The sequence below is a fragment of the Acidocella sp. genome (genome assembly GCF_013044125.1).
GTDB lineage: Bacteria > Pseudomonadota > Alphaproteobacteria > Acetobacterales > Acetobacteraceae > Acidocella.
The window spans coordinates 1-16209 of record NZ_JABEVC010000215.1 but is presented as its reverse complement, the minus strand read 5'-3'; the positions used below and the strand labels follow the sequence as shown (position 1 = coordinate 16209).

Here is a 16209-nt window from a genome sequence, read left to right as displayed (position 1 = left end):
CTATCAGCACCGGATGATGCGAGAGCCCCAGGTAATCATTGGAAGAAAAATCCAGCACCGGCCCCGCGCCCGAATCCACGCGCCCATCGCCCAGCCGGTCCACATCGCGCAAACGCCGCCGCCGGCCGGTCATTTCCAGACCCTCCAGGCAGCGGCGCCAAGCCTCGTCAAAATCGCTCATCAGACCTCCTCATGTCAGCCTGATCAGGCGGCGAAGAGTCCAGGCTTATTTAAAGCTGATCAGTTCCACGTCAAAAATCAACGTCGCGCCGGGGGGGATCAACCCGCCAGCCCCGCGCTGGCCATAGCCATGCTCGGCCGGAAGAATCAGCGTGCGCTGCCCGCCCGCCTGCATCGTGGAAACACCAATATCCCAGCCCGAAATCACCTGGCCAACGCCAAGCTTGAAGCTGAACGGCTGCCCGCGGTCACGCGAGGAATCAAATTTCTTGCCCTTCGCGCCACCCTCATCGAGCCAGCCGGTGTAATGCACCGTCACCATCTGGCCCTTGGACGGGCTCTCGCCGGTGCCTACCACATGGTCCTGGATTTTAATGCCGGACGGCAAGGTAACAATATTGGCTTCTGACATAGTCTTCACTCCTCAAGCGGTCATTTGCGCCGCCTGGGTAGTCAAAAAACCATCCCGCCGCAAATCAGGGGGGCCTCAGCCCCCCTGATCCGCATCAAGCTCTTAGTTCTTCGCGAGGTGATACCCGGCCGCTTCCGCGGTCTTCTCACACACGAAAACGCCATGCTTGGTCTTGCCGAAATACCTCGAACGCGACGTGTGCAGCACCTTGCTCTTGGTCATGGTGCTCCACACAACCGTATCACCCGGGCAGCTCGCCTGGGCAGCCGCCTCGGTCTTGAACTTTTCAGCCTTGGTCAGCTTGGCGGCCACCGGCTTGGCGGCAACCGGGGCCATGGCGGCAGCCGGAGCCGCGGGAGCGGCCATCGGCGCCATCGTGCCGGCAGGCGCGGCAGCGGTCTGCGCCATCGCGAGCGGGGCAACGCCCATGGCGCAAGCAAACGTCAGCGCCGGCAACAGACGCCGGGAAATCTGGATAACCTTCATGCAAATTCTCCTGAGTGGTCCCGCCGGATAAGGCGGTCCCGGTATTAAGGATCGAGGCCGCCACCCGCCGGCTTCCCGCGCGGATGACGTATCAGCGCCCTATGCCCTTCCCCGCCGCGCCGCAAGGCGCATGTATTGTTACGGAATGTAACTCACGGCCGGCATTTGCGTGCCGCTGGACGCAGGTTTAATGTCGCGCCGCCCATTAACAGCAGAGACTTTGAGCATGACCCTTATCGCCGACCGCCTGAACCGCATCAGCCCGAGCCAAACCATCGCCATCTCCTCCAAGGCGCGCGCGCTCAAGGCCGAAGGCCGCGACATCATCAGCCTCTCCGCCGGCGAACCCGATTTTGATACGCCCGCGCACATCAAGCAGGCCGCCATCGCCGCCATCAACGCGGGCGACACCAAATACACAGACGTCTCCGGCACCCCGGCCCTGCGCCGCGCCGTCGCCGCAAAATTCAAGCGCGACAGCGGGTTAGACTACAAACCGGAGGAAATTATCGTCTCCACCGGCGGCAAACAGGTCATCTTCAACGCCATGCTGGCCACCGTTCAGGCGGGCGATGAGGTCATCATCCCCACCCCCTGCTGGGTCTCCTACCCTGATATCGTGGCCCTCGCCGAAGGCACGCCCGTGTTCGTCCCCTGCAGCCAGAACAACGGCTTCAAGCTGCGCGCGGCGGACCTGGAAGCCGCCATCACCCCCAAAACCAAATGGGTCTTCCTCAATTCCCCCAACAACCCCACCGGCGCCGCCTACTCGGCCGCCGAGCTGCGCCCCATCTGCGATGTTCTCCTCAACCACCCGCATATCTGGGTCTTCACCGACGATATTTACGAAAAACTGACCTACGGCGGCTTCAAACCCGCCACCATCGTCGAGGTCGAACCCCGCCTGCATGACCGCACCGTCACCATGAACGGCTGCTCCAAGGCCTACGCGATGACCGGCTGGCGAATCGGCTTCGCCGGCGCCCCGCTCGCCCTCATCAAGGCGATGGACAAATTGCAGAGCCAGTCCACCTCCAATACCTCCTCCATCAGCCAGGCCGCCGCCGTGGCCGCGCTCAACGGCCCGGAAGACGCCCTGCACGAGATGGTCAAAGTCTATCAGGCCCGCCGGGACCTGGTGGTAGACATGCTCAACGCCGCGGCCGGCCTCACCTGCGCCAAGCCTGAAGGCGCGTTCTACGTCTTCCCAGGAATGCATGGCTGCCTCGGCAAAACCACACCCAAAGGTGTCACCATCAACTCGGATGAAGACTTCGTCATCGCCCTGCTGGACGAAGAAGGTGTGGCCGCCGTTCACGGCTCCGCCTTCATCTACCCGGACCACTTCCGCATCAGCTACGCCACCTCCACCGAGGCGCTGATCGAAGCCTGCACCCGTATCCAGCGCTTTTGCGCCGCACTGGTGTAACCACCCTCACATCCGCAAGAGCATGCCGGCGCAAGCCGGCATCTCCATACCTTCCCGTTCCAAACCTAGAGCCTGATCGTTTGAGGTTGACGCGCGCCAGCGTGGCAACCGAAAGCGTGAATCAGCCTCTTATCAAAGAGTTAGAGCGCGGGCGGGGGGCGCTCTTGCGTCACCCCAAACCTATCGCGCTCTAAACCATTCCACATTCAAACCAAACCCGCACAAATTGGGGTGCAAGCAAAAAATAAAACCACACTAACAGTGCGTTAGAGAAAAATTCTCACAAATGCTCCACGTGGAGCATCCCCTCAGCCCTCGTCGCGCGCCGCGCGCGCCTCAGCCTCCTGCGTCAGCGTCCGCCTGGCCCGCAGCCTGCGTATCCGCCTCGCATCCGCCTCCAGAACCAAAAACTCCACCCCTGAGGGATGCGCGATAATCTCTCCCTTCGCCGGCACCCGCCCCGCCAGGTTGAACACCAACCCGCCCACGGTCTCGATATCGGCATCGCGCTCATCGCTGGAGAGCACCTGCCCCATCTTCTCCTCAAATTCCTCCACCGGCAGCAGCGCGTTCAAATCCAGCGCGCCATCCGCCCGCTCCACCACCATCGAGCCCTCAATCTCATCATGCTCATCGGAAATATCGCCAACAATCGTCTCAACCAGGTCCTCGATCGTCACCAGCCCGTCGATCCCGCCATACTCATCAACCACCAGCGCCAGATGCGTGCGCGTCTGGCGCATCTGCAACAACAAATCCAACACGCCGATCTGCGGCGCCACCAGCAGCGGCTTGCGCAGAATTTTCTCCACCGAAAACTCCGCCGGCGTGCCGCTGAAGGCGAACACATCCTTGATATGCACCATGCCCATCAGATCATCGAGATGCTCACGAAACACCGGCAGGCGCGAATGCCCCTCCTGGCGCAACAGCTCTATCGCCTGCTCCAGGCTGACATCGGCGCGCATCGCGATGATATCGGGCCGCGGCACCATCACATCATCGGCGCTCATCTCGCGCAGCCGCAGCACATTGGCGATCAGCGCGCGCTCCTGCAAATTCAGGCCCACCCCCTCGCCATCCTCGTGCAGCGCGTCTTCAACCCCCGCCTCCTGCACCAGCTCCGCGATGGAATCGCGCACTGACTGCTCACTGCTGCGCAACCGGCTCAAAATCCGCCCGAATGCCGAGCTCATCGGTTTTTCCATGGATTCGCCACCCTCAGCCGCGCCAGAATTTTCGTCTCCTCGCTCTCCATCTCCCGCGCCTCGCCCGCGTGATGATGGTCATAGCCCTGCAAATGCAGCGCGCCATGCACCAGCAGATGCACCAGATGCGCCCTCACCGCCTTGCCCTCACGCGCCGCCTCGCGCCGCACCACGCCCAGCGCCAGCAAAATTTCAGGCGGCTGCTCGTAGGTCAGCACATTGGTCGGCTTGTTCTTGCCCCGGTCGCGGCAATTCAGCCGCCGCACGGTGCGGTCATCGGTGAGCACCACATCCGCCTCACACCCCGCCGCGCGCAGCGTGCGCGCCACCACGCGCGCCACATCGCGCACATAAAAATTCCAGCGGCGTTCAATAACAACAACTTCGCCCCCGAAGGGGTAGCGACTTCCAGGTTCCATCTATCCGTTTTATCCGTGCCGTTCGCGCGCCGCTTCCCGCGCGGCGGCATGGCGCTGGTCATAGGCTTCCACAATCCGCCCGACCAGCGGATGGCGCACCACATCGGCATTGTTGAACCGCGCGACGCCAATCCCCTGAATCCCCTCCAGCGTCTCCAGCGCATCCGCCAGGCCCGAGCGTGTGCCGGCCGGCAGGTCAATCTGCGTCAGATCCCCGGTCACCACCATGCGCGTCCCCTCGCCCATGCGGGTCAGGAACATTTTCATCTGCACCGGCGTGGTGTTCTGCGCCTCGTCCAGAATCACGAATGCATGCGCCAATGTCCGCCCGCGCATGAAAGCCAGCGGCGCGATCTCGATCTCTCCGGTCGTCATCCGCTTGGTCAGCTGGTCGCCGGGCAGCATGTCATTCAGCGCATCGTAAAGCGGGCGCAGGTAGGGGTCCACCTTCTCCTTCATATCGCCCGGCAAAAACCCAAGCCGCTCGCCCGCTTCCACCGCCGGACGGGAGAGCACAATCCGGTCCACCCGGCCAGATGTCAGCATCGCCACCGCCTGCGCCACCGCGAGATAGGTCTTGCCCGTTCCCGCCGGCCCCAGCGCAAACACCATCTCGTGGCGCGCCAGCTCCTCAATATACGCCATCTGCGCCGCGCTGCGCGGGCCGATCGCCCCTTTGCGCGTGCGGATCGCGGGCAAATCCGAGAGCGGCAGCCGCGGCTCGGCCGCCGGGTCGCTCAGGCGCATCACCGCATCCACCTTTGGCCCATCTATCATCTCGCCACGTTCCAACTGCCGGTAAAGCGCCGCCAGAGTCGCTTCCGCCGCGGCAACCCGCTCAAGCGAGCCGGTAATGGAAACCCGGTTCCCCCGGCAGGCCAGCCGCACACCGAGCCGCTGCTCAATCCGGGCCAGATGCCGGTCATGGTCCCCCAGCAACAACGAGAGCAGCGCGTTATCGCCAAAGGTAAGGGTGAGGGACCGCTGGGGCGGGGCGGGTTGGGTAGGCGTGGATGCGATGATCTGGCTCAAGCGGCACGAACCTCCTTGTTCAAACTTCCCAAGAGTGAATTGGGATTGGCATGGGTGATTTTCACCGCGTGAATTTCGCCGGTCAGCTCCACCGGAGACTCCACAACAACCGGCTGCGCATAGAGCGAGCGCCCGGCAATCTGCCCTGGGTGGCGGCCAAGCCCGGTAAAGAGCACCGGGGTGTTCAGCCCCACGGTAGCGGCGTTGAACGCATCCTGCTGGCGGCGCAACTCCGCCTGCAACTCATAAAGCCGCGCATTCTTCACCTCATCGGCAATCTGCGCCAGCCCCGCCGCCGGAGTGCCCGGCCGCGCGGAATAATTAAAGCTGTAGGCCAGCGCGAAGCCCGTCTCGCGCACCAGCGCCATGGTGGCGGCAAAGTCCGCATCGGTCTCGCCCGGGTGCCCGATGATGAAATCCGAGGTGAACGCCATATCCGGCCGCGCCTCGCGCAACCGCGTCACGATCCGCCTGAAATCATCGGCTTTATGCTTGCGGTTCATCGCCGCCAGGATCTTATCCGAACCCGATTGCACCGGCAGGTGCAAAAACGGCATCAGCGCCGGATTGTCCCGGTGCGCTAAAATCAGCTCCTCGGTCATGTCGGAGGGATGCGAGGTCGTATAGCGCAACCGGCTCAACCCCGGGATCTCCGCCAACGCGCTCAGCAGCCGCGCCAGGCTCCAGATCCGCCCATCCGGCCCCTCGCCGTGGTAGGCGTTCACATTCTGCCCGAGCAGCGCAATCTCACGCGTTCCCTGCGCCACCATCCGCCTGGCCTCGGCCACAATACTCGCCACCGGGCGCGAGGCTTCCGCCCCGCGCGTATAAGGCACCACGCAGAACGAGCAGAACTTGTCGCAGCCTTCCTGGATGGTCAGGTTCGCGATCACCCCTTGCGGCGCCGCCGCATCGGGCAAAAAGTCGAATTTCTTCTCAGCGGGAAAATCGGTGTCGATCACAGCCCCCTTGCTGCGGTGCACCTGCGCGATCAGCTCCGGGAGCCGGTGATACGCCTGCGGCCCCACCACCATGTCCACATAGGGCGCGCGCTTGAGCAGAATATCCCCCTCCGCCTGCGCCACGCAGCCGGTCACGGCGATCATCATTTGGTTGCCGGTGGCCTCCTTGAGGTCGCGCAACCGGCCCAGCGCGGAGAACACCTTCTCCGCCGCCCGCTCGCGAATGTGGCAGGTGTTCATGATCACCATATCCGCCCCCTCGGGGCTGTCCACGGCGGTATAGCCAAGGGGCGCCAGAACATCGGCCATGCGCGCACTGTCGTACACGTTCATCTGGCAGCCATGCGTCACAATATGCAGTCTACGGGTGTTGCGGTCCGTCGCGGTCATTTACAGAATTCCATCCGGTTTTCCCGGACGGAAAAGCGCGTGTAACCCCAATAGGTCAAGGTCAATTCCATGGGAATCCTCCTGAGCGTGGCTCTACTCCGCTATGTTTCCCCGCGCCGTGTCAAGGAAATTTGCGTGATCATCCCGTGACTTAATCTCAAGCCCATGCCCCAGCGCCACCCGCTGGTCGAACACGAAACACGCACCGCGCCACTTGCTCTGCGCCTGCGGAATCTCTTCCAGATACCGCAAAATCCCGCCCTGAAGCTGGAAAACCTGCTCGAACCCCGCCGCCAGCATGAAGGCGCTGGCCTTCTCGCAGCGGATGCCGCCGGTGCAGAACATCGCGATTTTTTTATGTTTTGCGTCCGCCAGCCGCTCGTTCACAAAATCCTTGAACCCGCTAAAACTGGTCAGCCCCGGGTCGATCGCCCCTTCGAACGTGCCAAATTCAACCTCGAATCCGTTGCGGGTATCCACCAGCACCACATCAGGGTCCTCCAGCAGCGCGTTCCACGCAAACGGCGCCACATACTGGCCAAGCCGCGTGGTCTCATCCACGCTCTGGCCAAAGGTGATGATCTCGCGTTTCAGCTTGATCTTCAGCCGGTCAAAATGCGCCGCCCCGGCCGTGGAAAACTTTACCTCCAGCCGCTCGAACGCCGGACGCGCGGCGGTGGGGGCGCACAGGCGTTCCACAAACGCATCAATCGCCGCCGGCGCCCCGGCGATGGTGCCGTTGATCCCCTCCGGGCTGACCAGAATGGTGCCGAAAATCCCCAGCTCCGCGCAGGCGGCCTGAAACTCCTCGCGCACCGACCCGGGCTGTTCCAGCCGCAGGAACTGATACAATGCGGCCACCTTGTTCATCATGCTTGCATACGTCCTTGCCTGAGGGCCGCGGCATTATGCGCGATACGCGCTTCCAGCGCCGCGGCAAATATCTTGCGATTGGGGAAAGTCCCGGGGGCGATCGGCGCGTCCAGAAAAATCGTCGCATGAACACTGCGCCGCCGGCCGATCCGGTTGAAATGCGGGGCCAGCTCCATATCGCCATACCAGGCGATCTCCGGCCGGTCCGCGCGCAAAACCGGCAGGCCGTCCAGCCCGTCGTAGACCAATGTCACCGGCTGCACATAGGGTTTGGCGGCTGCGTCCGCCAGTACAAAAAACGACGAGGCAAACGGCAGAATCCGGTTGCCGTCGGAGGTGGTGCCCTCGGGGAACAGAATGATGCCGTCCCCCGCGTTCAGCCGCGCCACCAGCGCCCCCTGTTCGCGCGCCACATTGGTGCGGTTGCGCGAGACGAACACGGTGCGCCCCAGCCGCGCGATCCAGCTGATGACCGGCCAGCGCCCGACCTCCCCCTTGGCGACAAAACAGCCCGGCAGCACGCTGCCCAGCGCCACGATATCCAGCCAGGAGCAATGGTTGGCGATGAAGAGGCTCGGCCGGTGCGCCGAAATCTCCCCCACGACCCGCAGCCGCAGCCCCAGCACGAGCGCCACGCCGCGCCAGTAAACCTGGGCGAACCACACCTTGCCACGCCCCGGCAGCGCCAGCAGCAGCGCCTGAACGGGCATGCAAAACAGCGTCCACGCCAGGATCGCCAGCACCCGCAGCAGCATACGGATCAGGGCGCACCGCCCTTCAGCATGGTGCGGAGGTCCTGCAAAATCGGTTCCGGATCGGCGGCCAGGCTGTCGCGCACCACCTCCACCCAGTCGCCCACGTCCTCAACCTTGGTCGGGTTGTCGCGCAGCAGCTCGCGCTTGATGAAGGGAAAGCCCGAGAGCAGCAGCTGGCGCCATAAATCCGAGGTCGGGTTGAGCGCCACGCGCCGGGCCACGCCGTCACGGATGCGCAACACCTGCAATTTACGTGTGATCTGAATCGGGTCGGCCTTGCCCAGCTCGCTCTCCTCGGCCAGGATCAGCTTTTCCAGCTCGTCGCGGTTGACCAGCTTGATCAGCGTCTCATACGGCCAAAGCGCCGCGCAGCGCAGCCCGCCCTTCACCATCGCCTGGGTCACGCCCACCTCATAGGCGTTCACGATATAGAATTTCATCGGCACCGGGCGCACGCTGCGCCAGAATTTCTCCCAGGCCGGGGCGCGCAGCGCCGCCGGGCCGAAGGCCAGGAAGAACGATTGCAGATGGTAGCGCACCTGCCAGCTCTCCGTGAGGCCCCAGATATCGGCTTTCTGGTAGTTCAGACGGCGCAGCACATCGCCCAGCGGCACCAGCGGGCCGAATACGCTGTCATTGGCGAGGATCACCTCCTCGGTGTCCGCGCGCGGCAGCCCGAGATAATCCACCGCATCGCGCCAGGCGCCGAAATCGTAGCCGATGTTGCGCCGCAGGATCACCACCGCGCAAATCTCGCGCAATGCCTCCAGCGAGGCGGGCAAAAGCTTGCCGGCATTGCTGACGAACACCACCGTGCGGCCGGCATCGCGCAGTTCGCGCATATAGTCGAGCAATTGCGCGCGCACCACGCCGCGCCCGTCAAAATGCATGAACAGCACGATCTTCGGCCCGAGCGAGACCTCACCCTCCGGCCAGACACGCAAAATCTGGCGCGGGCTGCGCAACTGGCCGATGAAGCGGGCCAAGGGGACCAGCACATACCATTTGCAGCCCACGAAAAAGGCGCGGATCTGCTTTTTCAGATAATCCATCATGCCCGAGAGCCCTCAAGTTGTTGGCGCAGGTCATCCGGCGCATCTGGATAAACGCCGGTGAACGCCCGCAACAGGGCCATCGCCTCCTCACCGCGCTGCAAATGGTTGAGGACCACAATCTCGCCGCGCAGCGCCGGCCAGAACAGCGGGTCCGCCGCCGCGCCGGGCGGGGTGAGTTTCACCAGCGCGTCGCGCAGCCGGGCGAACACCGCGGCGGCGCGGCGCCAGTCCTCGCGCTGCTGCAAAAACAGCATCCCCGCCGCGAACAGCGCGTTGCGCGCGGCCTCGTCATGGGGCGGGCGCAGTTTCAGCAACAGCGGCTCAACCAGATGCAGCAGCAGCTGGGCATTGGCAAAATCCCCGGCGTTCACAAGTGTCACAAAGGCGGCAAGCACTAGTTCATGCAGGCGCGCCTCCTCCAGCCCGCCGCCCAGGGCTTCCTCCACCCGCTGCACGATGCGCGTGCCATCGCCCTGGCGCAGCTCCAGCATCAGCAGCGCCGCCAGCGCGTCATGACGCAAGGCCGGCTTGCAGGCGGCCAGCCTGCGCTCCACCGCGCGGCCATGCGCCCGCGCCTCGGTGAAATTTCCCTCATTCACCAGCCGCACGAAACCATCCACCAGCAGCGGGCCAAGCACCGCCGGGTCGCCGCCTTGCTGTTCCAGCCGGAAAATCCGCGCCAGCGCCGCCTGCGTGCGGGCAAAATGCAGGTCCAGCATCACGCTGGCCAGCCGCGCGTCATCGGCCGCGGCGCCCGGCAAGCTGTCCAATCCGGCAAAACAAGGTGCCGCCGCCGCCAGCGCCCCAGCTTCATCATAGCGCGCGGCGTTGACCAGCCCGGTGTACGCCCCCAGCAGCAACGCCACCTGGCGCCCTGGCGCCACATCAACCCCGGCAAAACGCCCCGGCACCAGCGCGGGGTCGCCCACCGCAAGGTCCACCACCGCGAGCGCGATGGCGGCATTGCTCCCCGCCGCCCCGCCCTGGCGCGCGGCCAGCGCCGCCACATCATGCCGCGCGGCAAACGCCTGCGCCTCGGCAAAGCGCGAGGCATTGGCCAGCCGGATGAAAGCTTCCAGCAGCAGCACATCGCGCCGCGCGGGGCTGATCTCCAGCCCCTCCAGCCGCGCCGGTATCTCCGCCGGGTCGCCCACGGCGAGGTCCAGCACCATGCGCGCCAGGGCGGCGTTGCGCGCCACCTCGCCGCCGGTCCGCGCCGCCAGGGCGGGGACCCCGTGCGCGGCGATGAACCTCAACGCCTCGTCATAACGCGAGGCATTCACCAGCCGGATGAACGCCTCCAGCAACAAAATATCGCGCCGCGCCGGGTCGATCTCCAGCCCCGCCAGCCGCGCCGGAACCTCCGCCGGGTCGCCCGCCGCAAGGTCCAGCACCATCTGCGCCAGCCGCGTGTCCTGGCCAATTTTGGTGCCCGCCGCGCGCGATGCCAGCGCATCGACGCCGTAACGCGCCGCCGCCGCCTGCGCCTCGGCATAGCGCGAGGCATTCACCAGCCGGGTGAACGCCTGCAGCACAACCGCATCGGCATCCTCGCCCAGCGCGCGCAACGCCTGGGCATATTCGAACGCGCGCATTGTCTCCCCGCCCGGCGCCAGCACGAAATTGGCCAGGCTGAGCAGCGCGTTGCGGTGCAGCGCGGCGGGCAGCGCCGCATCCGGCATATCGGCCAGCAGCGCCGCCTTCAACGCGCCCGCCGCCTCCAGCGCCCCGGCGTTGACCAGCGCGACAAAGCCGCGCCAGCCGTCCACCACATCGGCGCGCGCGATCAGCCCGGCGGCGCTGGCGGCATCGCCCGCCTCGGCCTGGCAAAGCCATATCTCGGTCTCGATGATACGGCCGATGCTGGCCGAGAGGCCGTCAGTGAGCGAGCGTTTGGCCAGCGCGCGCTGCAACGCTTCCACCGCCGCCCCGGCGAGGCGCAGCAGCGCCAGCAGTTCGGCGCGGTCCGTATCCAGGCTCAGCAGATGCATCGCCCGGCCGAACAAAATCATCCCCAGCCCCAGCGGCATCAGCCGGGCCAGCCCGGCCAGGCTGGCATCCGCCGCACCTTCGGGCAGAGCGCGCATACTGGCCAGGTCCAGCCCGAAGCGCGCCCGCGCGGCCGGCAACAGCACGCTCCACGCGGCTTCCACCGCCGCCGCGTCGCCATCGTTCGCGGCTTCGAACAACCCGCGCCCGGCAAAGCCGAAGCATAGATCACTCTCCGGCGCGGTGATCCGGCTGCGCTCCACCAGATAACGCCGGTACATCGCCCGCCCGGCGGCGGCGTTCCCAGAAAGCGCAAAGGGCGCCGCGCTGGCATAGGCGGCCAGGGACAGCCCCTCGCGCAGCACGGTGACATGCGCGAACCCCGCGGCGCGCAGCGCGTGCTCCAGGCTGGCGGCGGTCTGCAATACCAGATGCGCGCCCGGCGAGAGCAGCGGCATCAGCACGCCAGCCTCCAGCGCCGGGGTGATGCCCTCGCCATCCGGCGTGGTGAGCACCAAAATGCCTTGCGCCCCCAGCGCCGCGCGCATCAGGGCGAGAAATTCCGGCGGATGTTCCAGATGTTCCAGCACCTCGGTGGCGATCGCCACATCCCATGGGCCGTCCGGCACCTCGGCTTGGGTGAAATACTGCTGGCGGATGTCCAGCCCCAACTCGCGCGCGCCAAAGGCAGCCAGGGGCGAAGGGTCATACCCCACCCCTTGCCAGCCGCGCGCGCGGATACAAAAATCCAGCCCGAAGCCATAAGCCCCGCCGATTTCCAGCACCCTTGCCCCGGCGGGTTTCTGCACCCGCGTCAACGGCGCCGAGATGGGCCACACGCCCGCCCCCAGCTGCACCTGGTAGATGTTCCAGCCGATCTCGATCAGCTCATCGGTGCCGTAATCCATGGTGTGCGTGTTATCGACGAAGCGCGCCGTGCAGGCCGGGCAGATTTGCAGCACGAAGCGATGCACCGCATCGGGCGGGCGATAGTCGATCTCAAGCAGTTGCTCGGCCTGCCCCACGGCGCCGCAATTGGGACAGCGCGCGGGTGCCGTGCGCCGCTCCAGCCAGTCTACCTCGATATGCGCGGCGATCCGTATTTTGCGGGCTGCCGCCATCAGGCGAAGAGTTCCGGCACCCGCGCTTTGAGGGCTTCGTTCAGCTCCGCCCGGCGTTCCCACAGGCTGCGGTACCATTGCGTGCGCGCGGTGACCTGATAGGCGAGCATGCGCTCCCCCGCGACATAGGCGCGCGCCTGATCGGCCATTTTGCGCGTGGCTTCCGGATAGGCGAGCAGCCGCAGCAGGCTCGCGCGCAGCTCCCCCGGGTCGTTGAAAAGCATGCCGGTTTTGCCGTTCTGGACGCTGCCGGCATACACCACGTTGCTGGCGAGCGCCGCCACGCGCGCCGCCCCGGCCTCGATGAACTTGAGATCCGATTTGGCGCGGTTGAACAGCGTATCGGCCAGCGGCATGAAGGCAATGTCCGCCTCGCCCAGCATCCGCATGTAGCTGGCGTAATCGGCCATCGGGTCAAAACGCTTATGCGGCGTTTCCAGAGCGTTATAAAAACCCTCGTCGAGCAGGACATGGAAGCGCAACCGCTCGCCGACCGCGCGCGCCACCTCATTGAGCACAGGCATCAGCGGCGCCCAGTCCGCCCCACGGTTGAGCGCGCCGAAAAACAGCGTCAGATGGTCGGGGTCGTTAAAATTATTCACCGGCGGCAGCGAGAATATGCCGTTGCGGAACACCTCGATCTCCGGGTTCTGCGGCGCCAGCGCCTCGGCCAGCGCCGCCGTGCTGGTCTGGATCGCATGCACGCCGCGGAAGGTCAGCAGCTCTTCCAGGTTGATGCCGCGGTCTTCCATGAACTGCGGATGGTCATCGAACTCGCTGACGATGACATAGTCCTTCTCCAGCAGCGCGCGCAGCCGCGCGAGGCCGGATTCACCCAGCAGCAGCGGCCGGTGCAGCACCGCGATGCGCGGCGCGTCAACCAGGCGCGGGTCAAAATCCGCCTCATTGGCGATGGTGCCGAACAAGGCGCTGTCAGTCCGCATGGCGCGGATCGGCTCGATGACGCGCACATCGCTCACCCCGCCCTGGGGCGTCAGCATGGTGGCGTTCAGCTCGATGCGTGTCTGTGCCGATTTGCGGGCGCGCCAGATGAATTGCAGCGGCACCGCGCGGTTGAGATATTCCGCCGGATTGACGCCCAGCGCCTGCAGGCCGGGCGCGAGCGCGGTGACGAACTGCTCCGCCTGCTCGCGCGCGATCGGCCTCGGGGCAACGTCGGAAAGCTCAAGCCCGGCTTCGGCCAGGGCCTGGCCCATCATGCGCGGGGTGAACCAGCGCAGATGCGTATGGTCAAACAGACCCTGCTCCTCATAGCCGAAATTGCCGGTCAGCAGCCGGGCGGCAAAGGACCAATGCTCGACATTGGGCATGCAGACCAGCACGGCGCCCTCGGGCGAGAGGTATTTCGCGTGTTCCTTCAGCAGCGCCCATGGATCGACGAGATGCTCCAGCACATCGCCGTAGATGATGCAGTCAATCCCTTCGGGCACGTTGAAGGGCATCGGGTTCTTTTCAACGTCGCCGCAGAACACCTCGGAAATCCGCTCCCTGGCGTGAGCGGCGGCATCCTCGTCAAGGTCGATGCCGAGCACCCGCGCCCTGGGGTTGCGGCACAGATAGTCAGCGCCGAGCGCCCCCTGGGCGCAGCCGACGTCGAGAATCGTGCGCGCCGAGAGGGGGATTTTTTCGAGCAGCTCGGGGTTGGCGAAATCCGGATAATGCGTGTGAACGGCAGTCAATGAGCGCTATCCTTGAGAACAGGCGGTTGAGGAGGCAGCATGGCGGTGTTTTATGCCCGGCCAATGCCATGATAGGCAAATCCCGCGTCGCGCATGGCCTGGGGGTCGAACACATTGCGCAGGTCAATCACGGTATTTCCGCGCATCAACGCCCTGAGGGCCGCCGGCGCCAGGGCGCGGAATTCGTTCCATTCGGTGACGAGCACCAGCGCATCGGCGCCGTTCAGGGCTTCCGCGGTGCCCGTGGCGTAGGCCACGGTTTCCGGCAGCAGCGGCTTCGCGCCGGCCATCGCCTCGGGGTCAAACGCCGTAACCTGCGCGCCGGCGGCGGCCAGCCCGTGGATCAGCGGCAGCGAGGGCGCCTCGCGCATGTCGTCGGTCTCGGGCTTGAAGGCCAGGCCCAGCACGGCGATGCGCAAGCCCCGCACGCTCCCGCCGCAGGCCGCCACCACGCGCCCCGCCATCGCCTCTTTGCGCGCGTCGTTCACCGCCACCACGGACTCGATAAGCCGCGAGGGCGCGCCAGCCTCCTCGGCGATGCGCATCAGCGCCAGCGTGTCCTTGGGGAAGCAGGAGCCGCCGAATCCAGGCCCGGCATGCAGGAACTTGCGGCCAATACGGCCATCCAGCCCGATGCCGCGCGCCACGTCGTTCACATCCGCGCCCAGTTTCTCGCACAGATCGGCCATTTCATTGATGAAGGTGATCTTCATCGCCAGGAAGCCGTTGGCGGCGTATTTGGTCAGCTCGGCACTCTCCAGCCCGGTGAAGACGATGGGTGCCTCGCGCAGATAAAGCGGGCGGTAGAGCCGTTGCAGCACCTCGCGGGCGCGCTCGCTCTCGGCCCCCACCACCACGCGGTCCGGCCGCATGAAATCGGTGATCGCGCTGCCCTCGCGCAGAAACTCCGGGTTGGCCGCCACCTCGATCGCGAGATCGGGCCGCAGCCTTTGCGCCAGCTCCGCGATTTTGCGCCCGGTGCCCACCGGCACGGTGGATTTGGTGACGATCACCGCCGGATGGTCCAACGCGCGCAGCACCTGCTCCACCGCGGCGAAGACATAGGTGAGGTCGGCATGGCCATCACCACGGCGGGTGGGGGTGCCGACCGCGATGAACACGGCCTCCGCCCCGGCGATGCCCTCCTCCAGCGTGACGGGGAAGCTCAGGCGCCCGGCGGCGGTGTTTTCGGCCACCAGCCGGTCCAGCCCCGGCTCATAGATGGGGATTTCGCCCTTCAGCAGCATGGCGCGCTTGGCGGCATCAGCCTCCACCACTGAGACCGAGACGCCGAACTCAGCGAAACAAGCGCCCGAGACCAAGCCAACATAGCCGCCGCCGATGATCGCAATCTTCACGCTGGTGCCTCCCATTCTCCTGAAAACGGTTCTGGCTTGGCCGCATGGCGCAGACAAGCCCCCGCGGCAGGCGGTTGTCATCAATTCTCGGCATCTTCAAATTTGCGCGGCTTTCAGCCATGGTCCGCCGCGCATGAATCCCGCCATCTCCCTCGGCCTGCTCGCCCTGCCCCGGCATATCGCCCTGATGGCCGGGCTGGCCATTTTTTCGGCCATTATCGTGCGCGCAATGGTCGCCGCCGGGGTGCCGGACCATCCCGCCGCCCGCAAGGCACACAGCCGCGTCACACCCAAATCCGGCGGGGTGGGGATTGTCGCCGCCTTCATGCTCGGCGTGCTGCTATTGCACCGCTATGGCCAGGTCTCGCGCATCGCGGAGGGGTATTTTCTTGGCGTCATCGGCGCCGCGTTCCTGATGGCGGGGGTCTCATTTCTCGACGATCTGCTCGATCTCTCATTTGTGATCAAACTGAGCGGACAATTCGCTGCGGCAATTGCCGCCATCGCCGCCGGGTTGTGGATGCCCACGCTGGCACTGCCATATTACGGTGTGCTCAACCTCGGCTGGGCGGGCATGCCGCTCACCTTGCTGTTTCTGTTGTTTGTCACCAACGCGATGAACTTCATCGACGGGCTGAATGGCCTGGCCGCCGGGGTGACGCTGATCGCCTGCCTGTTCCTGGCCGGGATCGCGGGGAGATACGGCGGGTTTTTCATCTACACCGCATCGCTGCTGCTGGCGGGCGGCGTGCTGGGGTTTCTGCCGTTCAATTTTCCGCGCGCGCGGATTTTCATGGGCGATGTGGGCAGCCAGTTCTGCGGCTTCATGCTGGCGCTGTT

At 65.3% G+C, this 16209-nt stretch carries 14 protein-coding genes and 1 pseudogene; 2 read left to right on the top strand and 13 right to left on the bottom strand.

The window, feature by feature from the left end:
• The 3 genes and pseudogenes from HKL97_RS13090 to HKL97_RS13080 form a co-directional block, all read right to left on the bottom strand.
• A pseudogene (locus HKL97_RS13090) lies at positions 1 to 181 on the bottom strand (8-amino-7-oxononanoate synthase); the annotation flags it as partial.
• A gap of 45 nt (positions 182 to 226) precedes the next feature.
• Positions 227 to 592 carry an FKBP-type peptidyl-prolyl cis-trans isomerase gene (locus HKL97_RS13085; RefSeq protein ID WP_291426080.1) on the bottom strand — a complete coding sequence of 122 codons (366 nt, stop codon included), beginning with the start codon at positions 590 to 592 and terminating at the stop codon, positions 227 to 229.
• A gap of 102 nt (positions 593 to 694) precedes the next feature.
• The gene (locus HKL97_RS13080; RefSeq protein ID WP_291426078.1) at positions 695 to 1078 is read right to left on the bottom strand and encodes a hypothetical protein; all 384 of its coding nucleotides are present in this window, start codon (positions 1076 to 1078) and stop codon (positions 695 to 697) included.
• Between the two features lie 226 nt (positions 1079 to 1304).
• On the opposite strand from HKL97_RS13080, the gene HKL97_RS13075 reads away from it, so the two are divergent.
• A complete protein-coding gene (locus HKL97_RS13075; protein ID WP_291426076.1) occupies positions 1305 to 2507 on the top strand; it encodes a pyridoxal phosphate-dependent aminotransferase in 1203 nt (400 codons plus the stop codon).
• Between the two features lie 308 nt (positions 2508 to 2815).
• Here the strand turns inward: HKL97_RS13075 and HKL97_RS13070 are convergent, their stop codons facing one another.
• The 10 genes from HKL97_RS13070 to HKL97_RS13025 all read right to left on the bottom strand — a co-directional run bounded on the left by HKL97_RS13070 (position 2816) and on the right by HKL97_RS13025 (position 15384).
• Complete coding sequence (locus tag HKL97_RS13070) at positions 2816 to 3703, bottom strand: hemolysin family protein (RefSeq protein WP_291426074.1); 888 nt, start codon at positions 3701 to 3703, stop codon at positions 2816 to 2818.
• The gene (gene ybeY / locus HKL97_RS13065) at positions 3700 to 4134 is read right to left on the bottom strand and encodes an rRNA maturation RNase YbeY (protein ID WP_291426072.1); all 435 of its coding nucleotides are present in this window, start codon (positions 4132 to 4134) and stop codon (positions 3700 to 3702) included. Before ybeY ends, HKL97_RS13070 begins: the two co-directional genes overlap by 4 nt.
• Before the next feature lie 9 nt (positions 4135 to 4143).
• Positions 4144 to 5166 carry a PhoH family protein gene (locus HKL97_RS13060; protein WP_291426069.1) on the bottom strand — a complete coding sequence of 341 codons (1023 nt, stop codon included), beginning with the start codon at positions 5164 to 5166 and terminating at the stop codon, positions 4144 to 4146.
• The gene (miaB, locus tag HKL97_RS13055) at positions 5163 to 6518 is read right to left on the bottom strand and encodes a tRNA (N6-isopentenyl adenosine(37)-C2)-methylthiotransferase MiaB (protein WP_291426067.1); all 1356 of its coding nucleotides are present in this window, start codon (positions 6516 to 6518) and stop codon (positions 5163 to 5165) included. Before miaB ends, HKL97_RS13060 begins: the two co-directional genes overlap by 4 nt.
• A gap of 93 nt (positions 6519 to 6611) precedes the next feature.
• Positions 6612 to 7391 (bottom strand): rhodanese domain-containing protein, encoded by a 780-nt coding sequence (locus HKL97_RS13050; protein WP_291426065.1) that lies wholly within the window; start codon positions 7389 to 7391, stop codon positions 6612 to 6614.
• Positions 7388 to 8146, bottom strand: coding sequence for a 1-acyl-sn-glycerol-3-phosphate acyltransferase (locus tag HKL97_RS13045; RefSeq protein WP_291426063.1), 759 nt, complete (start codon positions 8144 to 8146; stop codon positions 7388 to 7390). The genes HKL97_RS13050 and HKL97_RS13045 overlap by 4 nt, the downstream gene beginning before the upstream one ends.
• 5 nt (positions 8147 to 8151) lie before the next feature.
• Complete coding sequence (locus HKL97_RS13040) at positions 8152 to 9201, bottom strand: rhamnan synthesis F family protein (protein WP_291426061.1); 1050 nt, start codon at positions 9199 to 9201, stop codon at positions 8152 to 8154.
• A complete protein-coding gene (locus HKL97_RS13035; RefSeq protein ID WP_291426059.1) occupies positions 9198 to 12311 on the bottom strand; it encodes a class I SAM-dependent methyltransferase in 3114 nt (1037 codons plus the stop codon). The genes HKL97_RS13040 and HKL97_RS13035 overlap by 4 nt, the downstream gene beginning before the upstream one ends.
• The gene (locus HKL97_RS13030) at positions 12311 to 14011 is read right to left on the bottom strand and encodes a methyltransferase domain-containing protein (protein ID WP_291426057.1); all 1701 of its coding nucleotides are present in this window, start codon (positions 14009 to 14011) and stop codon (positions 12311 to 12313) included. The genes HKL97_RS13035 and HKL97_RS13030 overlap by 1 nt, the downstream gene beginning before the upstream one ends.
• Positions 14012 to 14061: 50 nt before the next feature.
• Positions 14062 to 15384, bottom strand: a complete 1323-nt coding sequence (locus HKL97_RS13025; RefSeq protein ID WP_291426055.1) for a UDP-glucose/GDP-mannose dehydrogenase family protein — start codon at positions 15382 to 15384, stop codon at positions 14062 to 14064.
• A gap of 118 nt (positions 15385 to 15502) precedes the next feature.
• Here HKL97_RS13025 and HKL97_RS13020 point away from each other — a divergent pair.
• A partial coding sequence (locus HKL97_RS13020; RefSeq protein WP_291426053.1) for a glycosyltransferase family 4 protein occupies positions 15503 to 16209 on the top strand: 707 nt, incomplete at its 3' end.